The following is an 18775-nucleotide window of genomic DNA, read 5'->3' on the forward strand; positions in this document are numbered from 1 at the left end:
GCCGGACCACGATTCCGGCGTCAGCTATTCACAACCCGGTCTGTAAGGCTGCTGAAAGAATCTCTCTCTATATTCAGCAGCCTCAGCGGACGGATAACCGGGACCACCCGGAGACACGCCTGATGAGCGAGCTTTTTTACAACGCCGTGCCGAACGCGACCCGCGTCGCCCCGCCACTGCCCGAGCCTCGGCAATATCCCAGCGAAAAACCGGCACGGGTCTACCTGTTCGGGACCTGCGTGGTTGATCTGTTCTACCCGGAAGCCGGGATGGATGCGATTCACCTGCTGGAACGCGAAGGCATTCGTGTCGAGTACCCGCAAGGGCAAAGCTGCTGCGGACAACCGGCCTACACCTCCGGTTACACCGACCAGGCCCGGACCGTGGCGCGCGCGCAACTGGCGCTGTTCGCCGGAGATTATCCGGTGGTGGTGCCGTCGGGATCGTGCGCCGGCATGTTGCGCGAGCACTATGCCGACTTGTTCAAGGACGAGCCGCAAACGTTGAAACAGGTTCAGGCCCTGGCGGCCCGGACGTATGAGTTGGCCGAGTTTCTGTTGTTTGTCTGCAAGGTGCAGCTCAAGGACAGCGGCGAACCGGTCAAAGTGGCATTGCACACATCGTGTTCGGCACGTCGTGAGATGAACACCCACTTGCACGGCCGCGAGTTGTTGGCGCAGTTGGGGAATGTGGAGCGAGTCGACCATAGCCATGAAAGTGAATGCTGTGGCTTCGGTGGGACTTTCAGCGTCCGTATGCCAGACATTTCCGGCGCGATGGTGGCTGACAAGACCCGGGCGTTGAAGGAATCCGGTGCGCACAAGGTACTCAGTGCCGATTGCGGCTGCCTGATGAACATCAACGGCTCGCTGGAGAAACAGAAGGAAGCGTTGCGCGGCCAACACCTGGCCAGTTTCCTTTGGCAGCGCACCGGAGGTGTTCAATGAACGCTTCCGCGATTATTCCTACGGTTGCCGTAGAAGAAGATTTCCGCACCCGTGCGCACAAGGCGTTGGGTGACAAGCAACTGCGAAACAACTTTCGCACTGCGATGGATTCTCTGATGACAAAACGGGCAGCGTCCTTCAGCGATGCCCATGAAAGAGAACATTTGCGAGCGCTGGGCAATGCTGTCCGCGCCCGTGCGTTATCGAAGTTGCCCGACCTGCTCGAACAACTTGAACAGAACCTGACCCGCAACGGTGTGACAGTGCACTGGGCGGAAACGGTGGACGAAGCCAATGGCATCGTCCTCTCGATCATCCGCGCTCACGAGGGGCGGCAAGTGATCAAGGGCAAATCGATGGTCAGCGAAGAAATGGAGATGAACCATTTCCTCGCTGAACGGGGCATTGAATGCCTGGAATCGGACATGGGCGAGTACATCGTCCAGCTCGACCACGAGAAGCCTTCACACATTATTATGCCGGCGATCCACAAGAATGCCGGTCAGGTCGCGTCCTTGTTCCATGACAAACTTGGCGTGGAATACACCAAGGACGTTGACCAACTCATTCAGATCGGTCGCAAAGTCTTGCGGCAGAAATTCTTCGAAGCGGACATCGGCGTCTCCGGCGTCAACTTCGCCGTGGCCGAAACCGGCACCTTGCTGCTGGTGGAAAACGAAGGCAACGGGCGCATGACCACCACGGTGCCACCGGTACACATCGCCGTTACCGGCATCGAAAAAGTCGTGGAAAACCTGCGTGACGTGGTGCCGCTGGTGTCACTGTTGACCCGCTCGGCCCTCGGCCAGCCGATCACCACCTACGTCAACATGATCTCCGGCCCACGCAAGGCCGATGAACTCGATGGCCCGCAGGAAGTGCACCTTGTGCTGCTGGACAACGGTCGCAGCCAGGCCTTTGCCGACAGTGAATTGCGCCAGACCCTGAACTGCATTCGCTGCGGCGCCTGTATGAATCATTGCCCGGTCTACACTCGAATCGGCGGCCACGCCTATGGGGAGGTTTACCCTGGGCCTATCGGAAAAATCATCACGCCGCACATGGTCGGCCTGGCGAATGTCCCGGATCATCCGAGTGCGTCGTCGCTGTGTGGTGCTTGCGGCGAAGTCTGTCCGGTAAAAATCCCTATCCCTTCTCTACTGCGTCGCCTGCGGGAAGAGAACGTCAAAGCCCCGGACAGCCCGCATCAAGTGATGCGCGGCCAGGGCAGCAAGTATTCGCGCAAGGAGCGTTTTATCTGGAATGCCTGGGCGAAACTCAACAGCTCGCCGACGCTGTATCGACTGTTCGGCTTTGTCGCCACGCGTCTGCGTGCCCTCGCACCGAGCAACGTCGGCCCCTGGACGCAAAACCACAGCGCCCCGAAACCGGCTGCCCGCTCACTGCACGACATGGCCCGCGAGCATCTGGCCAAACAGGGAGACCGCTGATGAGCGCCAAGCAAAACATCCTCGCCAAGTTACGGAAAAGTCTGACCGGCACCACGCCCGTGCCTGACGAGTTCGACGTCGAACTGGTGACAGCGCCGTACACCTACACCCCAGAACAACGCATTCCGCAGCTGCGCAAACTGATGGAAGCGGTGCACACGGAAATCCATCTGACGTCCGGCGAAGCCTGGCCTTCGTTGCTTGCTCAGTTGCTGCAGGATCGTCAGTTGCCGAGCCTGTTGATCGCGCCGACGACGCCACACGGTCAACGTGTCACTCAGCACTGGGCGAAAAATCCCGGCTTGCCGACGCTCAAGGCCTACGAGCGTCCGGTGGAAGAATGGAAAGCCGAGCTGTTCAACGACACACCGGCCAGCCTGACCACCACCCTCGGCGCAATCGCCGCGACAGGTAGTCTGATTCTCTGGCCGACGCGGGAAGAACCGCGCTTGATGAGCCTGGTGCCCCCCGTACATTTCGCCCTGCTCAAGGCCAGTGAAATCCGTGACAACTTCTATCAGGTGCAGCAGGAGTTCAACTGGGCTCACGGCATGCCGACCAACGCGCTGCTGGTGTCCGGCCCGTCGAAAACGGCCGACATCGAACAAGTCCTGGCTTACGGTGCCCACGGCCCGAAAGACTTGGTGGTTTTGATCCTGGAGGACCAATGACTCTACCGGTGACTTTCCTGCGAGATGCGCAGCAACTGATCCCCCAAGAACGACGGTTCGACGACCCGCTGTCGACATTGGCGTTCGGCACCGATGCCAGTTTCTACCGGTTGATTCCGCAACTGGTGATCCGCGTCGAGTCTGAAGATGAAGTGGTGGCGTTGCTGAAACTGGCGCAACGGGATCAGGTTCCGGTGACCTTCCGCGCCGCCGGCACCAGCCTGTCCGGCCAGGCCATCAGCGATTCGGTGCTGATCGTGCTTGGGGATAACTGGAATGGACGCGAGATCCGCGGCCACGGCACGCAAATCCGTCTGCAGCCGGGCGTCATCGGTGCGCAGGCCAACGCTTGGCTGGCGCCGTTCGGACGCAAGATCGGTCCCGACCCGGCCTCGATCAACGCCTGCAAAATCGGCGGTATCGTTGCCAATAATGCCAGCGGCATGTGCTGCGGCACGGCGCAAAATACCTATCACACACTGGCCGGTATTCGCCTGGTGCTCGCCGACGGCAGCCGTCTCGACACCGAAGATGCGGCGAGCGTCGCGGCGTTTCGTGAGAGCCACGCAGCGTTGCTTGAACGTTTAGCGACACTGGGCCGCGAGACACGCGCCAATTCCGAATTGGCTGCAAAAATACGCCACAAATACCGTCTGAAAAATACCACAGGCCTGTCACTTAACGCCCTGGTGGATTACGACGAGCCTGTGGATATCTTGAGCCACTTGCTGGTGGGTTCCGAAGGCACGCTGGGGTTCATCAGTGCCGTGACCTACGACACGGTGATCGACCACCCGAACAAGGCCTCGGCACTGATCGTGTTCCCGGATGTGGAGACCTGCTGCAACGCCGTCACCGTGCTGAAAAGCCAACCGGTGTCAGCCGTGGAACTGCTCGACCGTCGCAGTCTGCGCTCAGTGCAGAACAAACCCGGCATGCCGGATTTCGTACAGCACCTGTCGAACAATGCCTGCGCGCTGCTGATCGAATCCCGCGCCGCGTCGTCGACTTTGCTGCACGAGCAACTGGCGCAAATCATGGCGTCGCTGACTTCGTTTCCAGTGGAAAAACAGGTCGATTTCACCGAAGACCCAATCGAGAACGCCCGCCTCTGGGCCATTCGCAAGGACACCTTCCCCGCCGTCGGCGCGGTGCGTAAAACCGGCACCACGGTGATCATCGAAGACGTGACCTTCCCGGTAGAACAACTGGCCATCGGCGTGAATCGTCTGATCGAGTTGTTCGACAAGCATCACTACGACGAAGCGATCCTTTTCGGACACGCGCTGGAAGGTAATCTGCACTTCGTCTTCACCCAAGGCTTCAACAACCCGGAAGAAGTCGCACGCTATCAGGCGTTCATGGACGACGTGGCGCAGTTGGTCGCGGTGGAATTCGGCGGTTCGCTGAAGGCCGAGCACGGCACCGGTCGCAACATGGCGCCGTTCGTGGAGCTGGAATGGGGCAGCGATGCCTACCAGTTGATGTGGCAGCTCAAGCGCCTGCTCGACCCCAACGGCATTCTCAATCCGGATGTGGTGCTCAGCGACGATCCGCAGATTCACCTCAAACACCTGAAGCCGTTGCCGGCTGCCGACGAGATTGTGGATAAGTGCATCGAGTGCGGTTTTTGTGAGCCGGTCTGCCCGTCGAAAGGCCTGACCCTGAGCCCACGCCAGCGCATCGTGATCTGGCGAGACATTCAGGCAAAAAAACGCGCCGGCGTTGACACCACGGAACTCGAAGCCGCTTACGAATACCAGGGCATCGACACCTGCGCCGCCACCGGGTTGTGCGCACAGCGTTGCCCTGTAGGAATCAACACTGGCGAGCTGGTGAAAAAGCTTCGCGGTCGTAAGGCGACGCATACGAAAACTGCCAATTGGCTGGAAGGCAATTTCGCCACCGCGCTGCAAGGCGCCCGTTTCACCCTGCATGTGGCCAATGGCGCGCGGATGCTGCTGGGGGCGCCACGTCTGGCGAAGCTTTCGGCAACGCTGACGAAGTTGTCCAAAGGCCAGGTCCCACAATGGACTAACGCCATGCCGCAGCCAGAAAAAGCCATTCGCTTCAGCCCGATCGTGTCGGACGAGCGCCCTCGCGTGGTGTACCTGGCGGCTTGCGTCTCGCGGGTCATGGGCCCGGCGGCCGGTGATAAAGAGCAAATGTCGCTGTACGACAAAACCCGTGGCCTGCTGGAAAAAGCCGGATACCAGGTAGTCTTTCCGGACAACCAGGATAGCCTCTGCTGCGGCCAGCCGTTTGCCTCCAAGGGCTACACCGAACAGGCCGAACACAAGCGCCAGGAACTGATTGGCGCGTTACTGCACGCCAGCCGTGGCGGGCTCGATCCGATCTACTGCGACACCAGCCCCTGCACCTTGCGACTGGTTCAGGACCTGGGAGATGTTCGACTGGACCTGTACGACCCAGTGCGTTTCATCCGTACGCATTTGATGGATCGACTCGACTTCACACCGCAGGAAGCGCCCATCGCCGTGCATGTCACGTGCAGCACTCAGCACCTCGGGGAAAGCCAGGCGCTGATTGATCTGGCGCGCAAGTGCAGCAAAAACGTGGTCATCCCCGAAGGTATTCACTGCTGTGGATTTGCCGGCGACAAGGGCTTCACCACGCCGGAGCTGAACGCCCATTCGCTGCGTACGCTCAAGGACGCGGTGCAACAGTGCAGCGAGGGGATATCGACCAGCCGCACCTGTGAGATCGGTCTGACGCAACATGGCGGAATCGACTACCACGGGCTGGTCTATCTGGTGGATCGGGTCACACAGCCGAGGGGCATCTGAAGAAAAATAGAACCCTGACAAATCGTCGTAGTCCACTGGTTAAGCCCGGACATTGCCGGGCCTTACCCAGCCTCGGCAGCCCGTTCTTATGGCCGATAATCACCTGAGCCCTCAGTTCAAGGAGATACTCATGAAACGTTCTGTACTGTTAGGTCTGTTCGTTACTGTCTCGCTGATGGCGTCCCCCTCGTTTGCCGCTGAAGACCTCTGTGCGGTCAACATTAAAACCATCGAAAATGCCAGGGCACAGACGCCTCCGGAGATGGCTGATCAGGTAATGGACAGCGTCAAGCAAGCCAAAGCCGATCAGGCAAAAGGCACCAAGGAAGGGACTGACGATTGCATCGCCGAGACAGAACAAACGATCAAGCAAATCAAGGACGCGAACAAAGGCGGGAAGTAACCCGGCACACTGCCAACCTTCGGGTGGGCTTTCCTGGCGTTCAACTCGCAGGCTTGTTGCTCATCAAGATCCACAGAGCAACAGGCCAGGGAGCGCTCAGGATGGCTTCACCCAATGCGAAACAAACCAAAACCCGCCAAATGCGGGTTTTGTTGCTTCTGGGGTTTGGTCCTGCATGAACCTTTTTTCCATAGCGCTTGGGGAAAAACGAATTCCTGCACAACGTCGTAGTCTTTTAAGTAGGACCGATCAATCGTGGCTTGTTTTTCGACCTCGGCCGAGCTCCCGCCCCTATGGCTGCACCGAGACTACCCGTACAAGGAAATACCCATGAAACGTACCGCGATCGCTGGTTTGCTCATGTCTGCTGCACTGTTGGCTTCTCCCGTATTTGCAGCGGACAACGACCTGTGTACGAGCAAGCTGCAACAGCTCAAAGCCAAAGTGAATGCACTGCCGGCGAGCGCCGACAACACCACAATGGAGATCAAAAGACTGCTGGCCAGCGCCGAAGCTTCAAAAGCTGCCGGGGACGACAAAAAATGCGTCACCGAGGCCACCCAGGGATTGTCGCTGGCAAACTGAGCAAAGATCCCAACCCATGATCACTCGCGCCAAGCATCGGGTGGCCTTCTGAGCCACGTTGGCGTACACTGCGCAGGCTTGCTGCTCACTTTGATTCACAGAGCAACAGGCACGGGGCCGTTTAGGATTCGACGCCGGTCGCGAAACTTTAGGTGCATGCCGAGTTGGTAACAGAACTCGTAAATCCACTGTTGCAACTTCTTATAGTTGCCAATGACGAAACCTACGGGGAATACGCTCTCGCTGCGTAAGCAGCCTTAGCCCTTCCCTTCTGGTACCTTCGGGTCCAGCAATCATCAGGGGATGTCTGTAAACCCAAAGTGATTGTCATATAGAACAGAATCGCCGTGCAGTACGTTGTGGACGAAGCGGCTAAAACTTACACAACTCGCCCAAAGCACCCTGCCCGTCGGGTCGCTGAGGGTTAACTTAATAGACACGGCTACGCATGTAGTACCGACAGCGGAGTACTGGCGGACGGGGGTTCAAATCCCCCCGGCTCCACCACTTCATCATCTAAAGACGTCCACGGACGTCTTTTTTTGTGCCTGAAATCCAGCAAATACAGGGCCCTCAGCGCTTATGGGAGCTTTGGAGGTTTTCTGATTTCCAGCCGCTTTGGTATCCCAGGTGGTATCCCGGACTGCCAAATGCTATTTTCAGGATACCAAAACGGTGCTGGAGGTAGCCCCCATGCCTACTAACGCAACCCGCCTCTCCGATCGCCAGCTCAAGGCAGTCAAGGCAACTGGTAAAGACTTCGTCCTCAGCGACGGCGATGGCTTGCAGCTTCGAGTACGCGCCAGCGGCTCGATGATGTGGAATTTCAATTACCGCGAGCCGGTGACCAGAAGCCGTATCAACATGGCGCTTGGTCCATACCCCGACCTTTCGCTAGCCAACGCCCGGAAGAAAGCCGCAGAGGCGCGTGAGTTGCTCGCTTTGGGCACTGATCCCAAAACCCAGCGTGATGAGGTAAGGCAAGCCAAACTTGCTGAGACTGAACACACTTTCGAGAAGGTGGCCACTGCCTGGTTCGAGCTGAAGAAAGACTCCGTAACCAAAGCCTACGCCGAAGACATTTGGAGATCGCTGACGCTTCATGTTTTCCCAAGCATGAAAACAACGCCGCTCTCTCAAATCACTGCTCCGATGGTTATCAAGATCCTTCGCCCAATCGAGGCCAAAGGGAGCCTCGAAACCGTGAAACGATTGAGCCAACGACTCAACGAGATCATGACCTACGGGGTCAACTCCGGGCGGATATTTGCGAACCCTCTCAATGGCATTCGGGCGGTGTTCAAGAAACCCAAGAAAGAGAACATGGCTGCGCTACCACCTGAGGAGCTTCCCGAGCTCATGATGGAAATCGCGAACGCCAGCGTCAAGCGCACGACCCGCTGCCTGATCGAATGGCAGTTGCACACGATGACCCGCCCTGCCGAAGCAGCCACCACACGATGGGCAGATATCGACTTCGACAAGCGCATTTGGACCATTCCGCCAGAGCGCATGAAAAAGCGTCGGCCGCACACAATCCCTCTTACCGATCAGGCACTTTCGTTACTGGAGACGCTCAAGCAACTCAGCGGTAACAGAGAGTACGTGTTCCCCTCAGATAGAAACCCCCGCACCCATGCCAATAGCCAGACCGCCAACATGGCGTTGAAGCGCATGGGCTTTCAGGACCGTCTAGTCAGCCACGGCTTGCGCTCGATGGCGAGCACCATCCTGAATGAGCATGGCTGGGATCCGGAGCTGATCGAGGTCGCGCTGGCGCATGTCGACAAGGACGAAGTTCGTAGCGCCTACAACCGGACGGATTACATCGAGCGCCGGCGTCCGATGATGGCCTGGTGGAGTGAACATATCCAGAAGGCGGCCACTGGCAGCCTGTCGGCATCTGCCATCAATCAAACCAGGGACCGCAACGTCGTGCCGATACGCTGAGCATCACCGCCGCCAACTCATGCCATCCGTGTCGTGGAGCATGGCGACAAAAATGACGACTATCGCTAGATCTCTCGCATGCCTGCGCTTCTTCGGCCAAGCCCCTGAGTATGGGAAGGCTCCGCATTCCCATACTCAGGGGCTCACGCTTAAAAGGTCTATCAGGCAACCACGAGTTGCGCCTTTCTGCGGCGGATCAACCCTGCTGTCAATTCGTAGTAGTAGACGGTAGCTGGAGCTGAGCATCGCAGGTAGTGCTCCAGAAACCATCTCACGTGTTTGTCCCTCCAGGACCAAGGAGTTGCACAACTCCAGCGCTCACGAATTACCTCGTGCATCCTTTCTGCCTGTCTGATGTGCCTTTGCCGCGTGGCATGCGCACCTTTGAGCACAGGGCTCAGAAACAACGCCATGTCGAATTCAAACTTCATCGCCGACCTCCGATGTAGGCACTCACCACATCGATGCGGTTATGTCCCAACTCATGGCTGATCTGCTGTCGTGCACGCTGATCAAGCTCCCGATCTTCTCGATGAACACGACCGCCATTGACGGGGGCAGGGAAGCCGGTCATTTGCTCATAGCGCTCACAGGCGTAAGCCGCCCGTAGGTCATGAAAACCTTTCAACCCATGCTCATGCAGGATATCCCGTGCCGACCGCACAACTGTCTGTACGAAGTCTTTGTAACTTTCGTCGGGCGCCAACAAATTCCGACTCCCACTGGGCGACGCATCGCTGGCTCTATCCAGGGCCTCTCGGACTTGAACCGTGACCGTAATCCAGCGCGGCGCCGATGCCCCTGATCGACCACCTTTGGTGCCATCTTGGATATTGATCTTTCCCAGTCGCTGAGCCTCTCGTTGCAGGCGCGGCAGGTCGGCCAAGATCGCTTCACGCAGGCGCATACCGGTCTCCCGAGCAAGGAGCACAATGGCACTCACCCTCTCCTGCTGACGATCTGACAGCGCTTGCGCAATCAGCCTGACCTGCACACGGTCTTGGCCTTGCGGTGCCTCACTACGAACGCTTGAGCGCTGCAAGCCCAGCGACTTGCTCGGACTGGGGATTTTGACGTACTGATCACCGCGCAGCGCGGCCAGCGTTCGGTTAACACTGGACAGGCGGTTCTGCGCGGTGGCGATGCCGACGTTGCCCAGCTCAACTTGCTCGCGCATATGGAAGGCGTACCGCATGAGGATCTCACGGTCGATCTGTCGCGCGTCGTTGAGTCCCGGCCCCTCCTCGGATCGACACCATTGCACGAATGCCTGCCAGCGATCGCTATGGGCTTTGACGGTACCAAAATGGCCATCGCCAAACAGATCTTTCAGGGCTTGCGGTCCGGCATAGCTGAGCTGGCGACCGAAGCCGAAATTACGCCCAGATCGCTTACCGACCCGAGCCATTTCTCTGTTCCTGATCGACTGTAACTAGATCATGCAAAAGCGCTCGCCAGTTCGCACTTACGATGGCGAACTGGGCCCAATCAGTCGGGCGAAAACACAGCGTGTTGTCGGCGACGTAGAGATGCGCCTCATCAAGCAACGACCGAGAATGCCTTGTCCCTGCAGCAACGGATCACTGAGTAATTGCATAGCCAAATACGGTTGCAGCATCAGATGCAGGCTCAAGCGCCGGTCATAGGCTCGCAGGCTTTCGCCGACCATGGAGCGAGCACGATCAATCGGGCTACCGTCCCAGAGCGACGATAAGGTCGTCACAGCTTTCAAACGGTTATCCCGATTCATGGTGCTGCTGCCAAGAAATTGTCCGCCCTCATCACAGAACAGGCCCATGCTGGGCAAATCATGACAGAGCCCTTTGATCAGGGCCTCGATGGTTGGGTCTGTGGTGATAAGTCGGGGGGCAGAGGGCTCCGCTTCAAGCGGTACGTTTATTGTGGGGTCGAGTTCGGCAAGGTTGATACGCTGCGCCTGCCGCTGCGCGGCACGGTACCGGGCGAGTTGTTCGCGGTAGCGCTGCCACTGCTCACGCTCCCATTGTCGGGCGGGCAACAAGGCAAATCGGTCTGCCGCCGTCTTGCGATCACCGGACGCGGCCACCGTGATCAGGTACAGCGACAGGGGATAATTTCTCCCGTCGAGTTGTAAGCCCGCATGACCTTGAGTGGCCAGCGCCGAGGCAGCCAATACCGATTGCGCGGCCAGTGCCTGGGGCACGCCGATGACCTCGGCCATGCGCTCGACTGCCGGCCCAAGAATCCCACCCAGTGCCTGCATCGGATAAGGCTGGGCCACGGGATTCGACTCAATCAGCGGTCGAGGCGGTCGTGGTAGTTCAAGCGTCGGATCTAACTGCTGCATGGGCCCTCTCCTCGTTCATTACTGGTTGTCCTCACGTAGTCCCGCCAAGGCTGTTGAGTGTTATCAGGGATCAAGGCCCCTGCGACCTGTGAGGTGTTCACTGACGCGGAACGAACGGCTCCTTACGACCGGGAGCGAGGGCATGAACCCATGAACCTGACCTCCTTGGCGCATCCGAAGAAGCGGGCGGGTGGAGGCTGTGCCGACTGACGAGTTCGGCACCGAGAGATCCTGGGAGAGAGAAGGCAAAGACCTAGACACCTGGGGCATGCCTGACTGTCAGTCAGGTGCTGCCTTTCCATAGGCTGCGGCACCGGTGCCTGTGTCGTTGCGGATGGCGACGAATCGGAGTTGTCAGGTCGATTGTCACGAGGAGAGTTGCGGCAATGCCCTGTACGAAGTGGCTTGCAGCAGTTATACGAGCGCCCGTCTCTTTCCAGGAGAAAGAGACGGGCGCGGTTTGGCGCAGCGAAGTGTGCCGAAACGTGAGGTGGCTGCAGCGCAGCGAGGTAGGTCCATCGTCTGCCGCAGTGGACAGATAAGTCGAGTAAGCATCCATCACTCTTGGGGAGTGACCGTGCGAGCCGCCGGACGCTAATCGCACTTCGGGAGAACCACCACGCAAGTGGCGTAGCCTTGAGGGTTCTGGCTACCTGGGCTGGTGCTGTCAATGACAGCGATCCGTGCGCCAATTGTTATACCCACTCCAAAAGGCGGTCAAGCGTCACGGCCAAAGCGCTCAGAAAGTGGCGACTGTCGCCACTTTTGTCGCCACGCTACAGGGCACGTCCGACAGGGGGTGTCGCCGCTGTCGCCGCTGTCGCCACTTCTCTAGTCATAGCCCCACGACAAGCTCCGCTCTGACACTGGAGCTGTGCTGCGCTTAATAACGGTTGCAGCCAATTGCTCTCGGAAAAACGACGGCGTGGCGCGAATTAAATTTTGGAATGAGATGGTGGTACGAGGTGCTTCGAAAAAAAGCGGGGGGAACCCTCCGATCGGCGCGATCAAAGATCGCTGGATCAGAGGGTTTGGCGGAAAAAGCAAAGTCTCAAACGTCTATTACAGCCTCAAGCATCGAAACTTGTTGGTCGGGATGCAGCGGCTTCACGAAGGTTGATCTGCGTCTGCTGCAAACGCAGCAGAAAACCGGCTGTTTTCACACAGCCTCGACCCAAAGCTGCCTATCAGGAAAACCGCTAAGACGATTTGGATACGCGCAAAATTCAACTATTAATTGATAATTCAACAGACAGTTGATACTTTCGCCGCCTTCGATAAATCACTGAAGGCACCAATGAAGGTTTCTGAAGTATCACCAGCCGATCGGCAGCTGACTCTTAATGTGCTTCACAGCACCCTCAAAATGCTCAGTAATACGGTTGGTCTTCATACGGAGATCGTGTTGCATGACCTGACCAATCCGGAGCGATCTATCCTTGCCATCGCCAATGGTCATGTCACTGGAAGAAAAGTGGGCGGGTCAGTGTTGGGCGGCCCACGCCAGGACTTAGGGTTCATCGCCGTCAGGCGCGCCATGGAAGATAACTCAAGCTCTGATCCCATAGTGGTGGAGAACTATCCGACACTCGCGCCTGATGGCCGCCCGCTCCGCAGTTCCACCGTGGTGTATCGAGATAGCAGCGGGCAGCCTTTCGCCAGTCTGTGTATCAATGCCGACTTGAGCGGTGTTGCCGCCGCCCACGCCGTTCTCGGAGGACTTCTGGGGCTGGAAGGCGTGCCTAAGTCACGCGTCGATGAGCCGAGAGATATGGAGCAGCTGATGGCGGAAATCATTCAGGTAGCTTGTCCCGGCGGTGTCGTAGGGATGAAAAAACCTCAAAAGCTTGAAGCTGTACGGCAAATGCAGGATCGCGGGATATTCATCGTCAAAGGCGGAATTGAAAAAGCCGCTGCTGCGCTCGGCGTGACCCGATACACCATCTACAACTACCTGGAGCAGATCCGGGCTACAGAAAACGCTAGTGGGCAGGAATGATCAGAATGCAACTCGATATTTTCCAGGTGGACGCTTTTTCCTCTGAGGCTTTCGGCGGTAACCCGGCGGCGGTTTGTCCGCTGGAGGCCTGGTTGCCTGATGCGACGCTGCAACAAATCGCCGCAGAGAACAACCTATCCGAGACAGCCTATATTGTGCGTAACGGTGAGGTGTTCGAGTTGCGCTGGTTTACTCCCACGGTGGAAGTCGACCTGTGTGGCCACGCCACCCTGGCAGCAGCCTGGGTGTTGTTCGAACAGCTTGGTGAAAGCCGCGACATGCTGCGCTTTTCCACTCGCAGCGGTGAATTGCGGGTACGCCGCGAAAGCGGGCGCCTGGCCATGGACTTCCCGGCCAAGCAGCCTGAAGCCGTAGCTGTCCCGTCAGGCCTTTTGCAAGCCTTGGGCCTGGAACGGATCGATGCGCTTTATCGCACAGATGATTACGTGGTAGTGGTCGAGGATGAAGCCATCATTGCCGGTCTCAATCCCGACTTCGTTGCACTGGCCGCGTTCGACGTGCGCGGTGTCGCGGTTACTGCGCCAAGTCGTCACTTCGATTTTGTCTCTCGCTGGTTCGGGCCTCGGGTGGGGGTGAATGAAGACCCGGTCACTGGCTCGGCCCACACCTCCCTGGCGCCATACTGGGCCAAGCGCTTAGGCAAGCGCAGCCTGAGTGCCGAGCAAGGTGGGGCGCGCAAGGGCCAGTTGCACTGCGAAGTCCTGGACAACGACCGAGTCATTATCAGCGGCCACGGCTCGCTGTACTTAAGCGGCACTATCTTTATCTGAGGCCAGTTCATTCAGGAGAACTTGCTCTGAAGAATTGAGTTCGCTTTTGAATGTCCGCTCTTGCCCAGGCTTGTCACCATGGACCGAACCGCCCCTAACCGGACGCTCGAATCAATACCTGAGACTAGTGAACGGTCTTCTATCCCTTTAGTACTAAAGACATGTCCGGATATTTCGCGCACATGAAATCGACGAATGCGCGAACCTTCGGAGCAGCAAGGCGCCTGGATGTGTGCAAGACCCAGAGCTCGGGTTCTACACTCGATACCGTGCCCCACTGGACCAACTCGCCACGGGCCAGCTGGTTCCATGCTATGGACTGTGGGATCAGGGCAGCACCACCGCCGGCGATAGCAGCATCGCGAACCATCAGTAACGAAGAGAACCGCAGTTTTGGGATCGGCTCCAGGACCAACTGCCCTCCATCGAGACTCCAGTGGGTGGGCTGAAAACTCGACGTTACGATGCTGGGCACTGGTCTAATTGCGCCGGGTATGGGCTTGGGTACTTCAGGCGCAGCCACAACGACCAGCCTGTCCTTGGCGAAGCAGCGGCCGACCAAACTGCTGTCTGGGCTCGGGTTGATCCGAATGGCGACGTCATAGTGTTCCTCGACGAGGTCGACCAGGCGATCCTCCGCCACGACTTCGATTTCGACCTCCGGGTAGGCGGTACAGAATTCGACGCCAATGCGGCCCATCGCAAGCTGGGAGAACAGGACAGGGGAGGCGACACGCAAGCGTCCGCGAGGCGTCGATACGCCCTCACGGGCCGCCGTCATGGCTTCGGCCACCTCGCCTAATGGACCTTCTGTTCGAGCCATCAGCATTTCGCCAGCTTCGGTGAGCTTCAGGCCGCGAGCGCTGCGCTCGATCAGTCTCACGCCCAGTTGTTCCTCAAGGTCGGAGATCCGGCGCGATAAGGTTGCTTTGGATATGCCGCTCGCTCGGCTCGCCTTTCCGAGCCCCTCATTCGTTGCGACGAGCGTGAAATCGATCAGAGCGTTCAGATTCATGGTGTTCCACTTTTGAAACGAAGTGTCTGTATTTTGGTGTCTCCGCTTTATCTGCGCAACAGCATATCTTCTCGTCATCGGAACTCGATACGAGGAACTGCAATGAGCACAATGCAACGCGCTGTACTGATCCGGGCATACGGCGGCGCTGACGCCGCGGAAGTGGCCGAGATCGAAAAGCCAGAACCAGGGCAAGGCCAGGTTCTGGTTCGAGTTCGAGCCGCCGGCGTGAACGGCATCGATTGGAAGGTCCGTGAAGGCCATGTGCGAAATGCTTTCCCGCTTCCACTACCAATAGTACTCGGCGCCGAAATGGCGGGAGTTGTCGAGGCTGTCGGCCCCGGTGCCTCTCGCTTTCGTGTTGGCGATCGCGTCATGGGCGCGGTGGGAGGGCTGGGCGCGTACGCCGAATTCGTGACCGTCAGTGAAGCGAGCCTCTCCCTTACACCTGAAGATCTTGATGACATCCATGCTGCCGCTGTACCCGTCGCAGCCGTGGCGGCCTGGAAGAGCCTCCATCATGCGGGCCCGATTCATCCAGGCCAGCGAATCCTTGTTCACGGCGCTGCAGGAGGACTGGGCGCCTATGCCGTGCAGTACGCCAAGCGGGCAGCCGCCGAGGTCTTCGCAACTGCGGGCACGGCTGACTTGGATTATGTGCGCAGCCTCGGCGCGGATCATGTCATCGACTATCAATCCCAACGTTTCGAGGACGTCGTCCAGGACATTGACCTGGTGCTCGACTACGTCGGGGGTGAGGTACTGGATCGCTCGTGGCAGGTGTTGGCGGAAAACGGCGTCATTGTCGGCACGTCATCACCCGATATCTTGGCGCGCACGCCTGCGAATCGCCGAGGCCTCTGGTTCATGAACAAGCCCGACCCCGAATTGCTGGAGACGCTGGCTCAAGAAATCGCCAGCGGCACGCTGCAGTCCAGGATTGGCAAGGTCGTTGGCTTCGCCGACATCCCTGAGGCCATCGAACGCAATCGCAGCGTTTCACGGACTGGCAAGGTAGTTGCGGACTTCTCTCGCTGACCCACCCTATATATTCAATGCAGGAGATTCAAAAATGAGCATTCTCGTTATTGGTGCCACGGGTACCATTGGTTCACTCATCACTCAGGGCCTTGCCAACGCAGGCGCCGAGGTCAAAGCCCTTGTGCGCCAATCGAGTAAGCGGGACTTCCCGGCCGGCGTCACTGAAGTTGTCGCAGATCTCACCGATGTACCTTCGATGCGCGTCGCGCTGTCGTCGGTGCGGACGCTGTTTCTGCTCAACGCCGTTACGCCCGATGAGGTGACGCAAGCCCTCATCACGCTGAACCTCGCTCAGGAGGCTGGCATCGAGCGCATCGTCTACCTGTCGGTGATTCATGCCGACAAGTTCACCAATGTTCCGCACTTCACCGGCAAGCATACGGTTGAACGCATGATCGAAAGCCTCGACATCCCCGCAACCATTCTGCGTCCGGCTTACTTCATGCAAAACGACCTTATGGTCCAGCAGACGATTCAGAACTACTCGGTATACCCGATGCCAATCGGCTCGGCGGGCGTCTCGATGATAGATGCGCGCGACATCGCCGATGTCGCCGTTGCAGAGTTGCTGCGACGCGACAAAGCATCTTCTGCCCTGGATCGTGTAACGCTGGAGTTAGTCGGGCCGCAGGCACTTACCGGTGCTTCCGTGGCGAAGATCTGGAGCTCCGCCCTGGGTCGCGACATTGCCTACGGCGGTGACGATGTAGCGGCCTTCGAAGGACAGCTGGCTTCGTACGGCCCCACCTGGTTGGCTTATGACATGCGCCTGATGATGGCGGGTATCCAGAAGTTCGGCATGCAAGCAACTGAAGGAACCGTAGAACAGCTTCAGACCATCATCGGGCACCCACTGCGCACCTATGAAGACTTCGTTCGCGAGGCCATTGCAGAGGTTTAAACAGCCAGGGCAGTGAGGACATGTTTATTTTTTGGCTGGTGCGCCGCACCCATAAAAATCTGTCCTCGTTCGCCGTACCACTACTCCCTCAATGGACGAACGGCGCCAGACATTGCCGGCAGGGACATAGGGTCGACCTGCGCTCCCTAAGCCAGGCGCATGCCAGGAAATACTGGAGTCGGTGATGTTGTTTCCGGTCCGCTGTATATGTCCATTGCGGTAAGCCTGACTGTCAGAGACCTGAAAGTTTGGCTCTGAGCCCTCTAAAGAGAACACTACTATGAGCAACCAAGCTTCCACAGCGTCGAACACCCCGAGCAGAGTTTTAAAGTACACATCCCTCGGATTACGTCTTGTTGCCGCGGCAGCATTCCTGGCAGCTGGCAGTGCCAAGCTTGCTGGCGTGCCAATGATGGTCGAGGTCTTCGAACATATTGGCTTGGGTCAGTGGTTCCGTACCGTGACGGGACTGGTCGAAGTAGCCGCTGCTATCGCCCTACTGATACCCGTCACCGCAGGACTGGCCGGTCTGCTGCTGGCGGTCACCATGTGTTTTGCTACTTTCACCCACCTGTTCTTTATTGGCGGTAGTCCCGTACCGGCAATCGTGCTGCTACTGATCACGGCGAGTATTGCCTGGCTCCACCGCGCCAGCATCTTGAACCTCATCCGTCCAATGCAAGCCTGACTTTACGGGAATCGAAACCATGACTACGTCCTCAACCCACCTTGATACGAGTTTGTCCCGGCATATTGCGCAGCACACGCGAGGAACGGCAGGTCATGGACCTATTACCCGCCTGATGAGTCCTTCTGATCTGGGTCAGACTCTCAAGCCCTTCGTGTTCCTCGACATCTTTGACGTCAGTGGAGATGCCATCCATGTGATGTCCAGCATGCCTTTGCATCCCCATTCGGGCATAGCCACAGTGACGGTCTTTACAGAAGGCCGTGTGCGCTATAACGATCCGGATAATGGGGAAGGGACGATCGGTTATGGTGGTGTCGAATGGATGCGGGCCGGTGGAGGTATCTGGCATGGCAAAGAACTGACAGCCGAGGAAGTCCCTCGCATTCAGGGGTTTCAACTGTGGATCGCCTTACCAGCTGAGTTCGAAAACGGTGAGCCTGAAAGCCGCTACATCGAGTCAGTGGGTACCAATGAGGGCCAGCCTGCTCATGTCATCCTCGGCAACTACCAAGGCGTGCAAAGTCCCGTCCCTGCGCCTGAGGACGTCAATTATTTGCTGGTCACTTTAAAACCAGGAGAGCGTTGGGTGTATCAGCCGCCTGCTGGGCACAGTGTCGGATGGCTCGCGCTCGCCAAGGGGACGCTGAATGCCGGAGGCGTTGTCCAGGCTGGTGAGATGGTTAGTTTCGACTACAGCGAGGCACCTATTACCTTGCAGGCATCAGGTCAAGAGGACGCAGTATTCGTCTTGGGTTCGGCTGTACCCCATCCCTATCCGCTACACCTTGGATATTACTCGGTGCATACCAGTGCGCAGGCGCTTGAGGCGGGCGAGCGTCGCATAGCCGAGTTGGATCAGAAGTTGAGGGCTGCAGGGGACCGTCGTACAGCGTCAGGAACGATTCCGGTATTCCGCTGACCGCTTGCAATCCATCGGCGGTTACCGGGCTTATGTCAGCTAAATACTGGCGGCATCCCCTAACGGATTTGCCTGGTCATTACTTGTCTACAACGTCTTTGATCTAACGGTGCATTGAAAGATCTTGATTGATCGGCTCGTTCTTTCCGGCGTCCTCTATCAGCCCAGGCTGTGTGAAAACGCATGCACCGTTTTAAAAGTCTGCGTTGCCACCTAAAATCTGCCAGCGTTTAGTTGGTCAGCAGACCTGAAATTTTCGTAGAAACGCGATTTTTCGT

Annotated in this window: 16 protein-coding genes, 1 other RNA gene and 1 pseudogene; 14 read left to right on the forward strand and 4 right to left on the reverse strand. The window is 57.9% G+C overall.

Going from position 1 to position 18775, the window contains the following annotated elements:
* Positions 1–122 precede the first annotated feature (122 nt).
* The 8 genes from PMI32_RS13825 (at position 123) to PMI32_RS13795 (ending at position 8814) form a co-directional block, all read left to right on the forward strand.
* On the forward strand, positions 123–947 hold the full coding sequence (locus tag PMI32_RS13825; RefSeq protein WP_008029806.1) for a (Fe-S)-binding protein: 825 nt from the start codon (positions 123–125) through the stop codon (positions 945–947).
* Positions 944–2398 (forward strand): LutB/LldF family L-lactate oxidation iron-sulfur protein, encoded by a 1455-nt coding sequence (locus PMI32_RS13820; protein WP_008029808.1) that lies wholly within the window; start codon positions 944–946, stop codon positions 2396–2398. Before PMI32_RS13825 ends, PMI32_RS13820 begins: the two co-directional genes overlap by 4 nt.
* The gene (locus PMI32_RS13815) at positions 2398–3069 is read left to right on the forward strand and encodes a LutC/YkgG family protein (RefSeq protein ID WP_008029810.1); all 672 of its coding nucleotides are present in this window, start codon (positions 2398–2400) and stop codon (positions 3067–3069) included. The genes PMI32_RS13820 and PMI32_RS13815 overlap by 1 nt, the downstream gene beginning before the upstream one ends.
* A complete protein-coding gene (locus PMI32_RS13810) occupies positions 3066–5876 on the forward strand; it encodes an FAD-binding and (Fe-S)-binding domain-containing protein (RefSeq protein WP_008029811.1) in 2811 nt (936 codons plus the stop codon). The genes PMI32_RS13815 and PMI32_RS13810 overlap by 4 nt, the downstream gene beginning before the upstream one ends.
* A gap of 130 nt (positions 5877–6006) precedes the next feature.
* Positions 6007–6279 (forward strand): PA2433 domain-containing protein, encoded by a 273-nt coding sequence (locus PMI32_RS13805; protein ID WP_008029813.1) that lies wholly within the window; start codon positions 6007–6009, stop codon positions 6277–6279.
* Positions 6280–6609: 330 nt separating this feature from the next.
* Positions 6610–6864: a PA2433 domain-containing protein gene (locus PMI32_RS13800; RefSeq protein WP_008029815.1), complete on the forward strand. Its 255-nt coding sequence runs from the start codon at positions 6610–6612 to the stop codon at positions 6862–6864.
* Between the two features lie 113 nt (positions 6865–6977).
* Positions 6978–7371, forward strand: a transfer-messenger RNA (tmRNA) gene (gene ssrA, locus PMI32_RS29815).
* A 186-nt stretch (positions 7372–7557) separates the two neighbouring features.
* Positions 7558–8814: an integrase domain-containing protein gene (locus tag PMI32_RS13795; protein ID WP_008029817.1), complete on the forward strand. Its 1257-nt coding sequence runs from the start codon at positions 7558–7560 to the stop codon at positions 8812–8814.
* A 161-nt stretch (positions 8815–8975) separates the two neighbouring features.
* Here the strand turns inward: PMI32_RS13795 and PMI32_RS30665 are convergent, their stop codons facing one another.
* The 3 genes and pseudogenes from PMI32_RS30665 to PMI32_RS13780 all read right to left on the reverse strand — a co-directional run.
* Positions 8976–9245, reverse strand: a complete 270-nt coding sequence (locus PMI32_RS30665; protein WP_008029818.1) for a hypothetical protein — start codon at positions 9243–9245, stop codon at positions 8976–8978.
* The gene (locus PMI32_RS13785; RefSeq protein ID WP_008029820.1) at positions 9242–10222 is read right to left on the reverse strand and encodes an integrase domain-containing protein; all 981 of its coding nucleotides are present in this window, start codon (positions 10220–10222) and stop codon (positions 9242–9244) included. The genes PMI32_RS30665 and PMI32_RS13785 overlap by 4 nt, the downstream gene beginning before the upstream one ends.
* Positions 10223–10351: 129 nt before the next feature.
* Positions 10352–11140 (reverse strand): annotated as a pseudogene (locus PMI32_RS13780) (DUF3987 domain-containing protein); the annotation flags it as partial.
* Between the two features lie 1297 nt (positions 11141–12437).
* On the opposite strand from PMI32_RS13780, the gene PMI32_RS13775 reads away from it, so the two are divergent.
* Together PMI32_RS13775 and PMI32_RS13770 are read left to right on the forward strand one after the other, a co-directional pair.
* Complete coding sequence (locus tag PMI32_RS13775) at positions 12438–13139, forward strand: helix-turn-helix transcriptional regulator (RefSeq protein WP_008029824.1); 702 nt, start codon at positions 12438–12440, stop codon at positions 13137–13139.
* Between the two features lie 5 nt (positions 13140–13144).
* Positions 13145–13930: a PhzF family phenazine biosynthesis protein gene (locus PMI32_RS13770; protein WP_008029825.1), complete on the forward strand. Its 786-nt coding sequence runs from the start codon at positions 13145–13147 to the stop codon at positions 13928–13930.
* A gap of 139 nt (positions 13931–14069) precedes the next feature.
* Here the strand turns inward: PMI32_RS13770 and PMI32_RS13765 are convergent, their stop codons facing one another.
* Positions 14070–14945, reverse strand: a complete 876-nt coding sequence (locus tag PMI32_RS13765; RefSeq protein WP_008029827.1) for a LysR family transcriptional regulator — start codon at positions 14943–14945, stop codon at positions 14070–14072.
* A gap of 102 nt (positions 14946–15047) precedes the next feature.
* On the opposite strand from PMI32_RS13765, the gene PMI32_RS13760 reads away from it, so the two are divergent.
* The 4 genes from PMI32_RS13760 (at position 15048) to PMI32_RS13745 (ending at position 18497) form a co-directional block, all read left to right on the forward strand.
* The gene (locus PMI32_RS13760; protein WP_008029828.1) at positions 15048–15983 is read left to right on the forward strand and encodes an NADP-dependent oxidoreductase; all 936 of its coding nucleotides are present in this window, start codon (positions 15048–15050) and stop codon (positions 15981–15983) included.
* A 34-nt stretch (positions 15984–16017) separates the two neighbouring features.
* Positions 16018–16887: an NmrA/HSCARG family protein gene (locus PMI32_RS13755; protein ID WP_008029829.1), complete on the forward strand. Its 870-nt coding sequence runs from the start codon at positions 16018–16020 to the stop codon at positions 16885–16887.
* Positions 16888–17167: 280 nt separating this feature from the next.
* The gene (locus PMI32_RS13750; RefSeq protein WP_008029830.1) at positions 17168–17575 is read left to right on the forward strand and encodes a DoxX family protein; all 408 of its coding nucleotides are present in this window, start codon (positions 17168–17170) and stop codon (positions 17573–17575) included.
* Positions 17576–17594: 19 nt separating this feature from the next.
* A complete protein-coding gene (locus tag PMI32_RS13745; RefSeq protein WP_008029831.1) occupies positions 17595–18497 on the forward strand; it encodes a pirin family protein in 903 nt (300 codons plus the stop codon).
* The last annotated feature ends 278 nt before the right edge of the window (positions 18498–18775 follow it).

Source organism: Pseudomonas sp. GM60 (assembly GCF_000282415.1).
In the GTDB taxonomy this organism is placed as follows: domain Bacteria; phylum Pseudomonadota; class Gammaproteobacteria; order Pseudomonadales; family Pseudomonadaceae; genus Aquipseudomonas; species Aquipseudomonas migulae.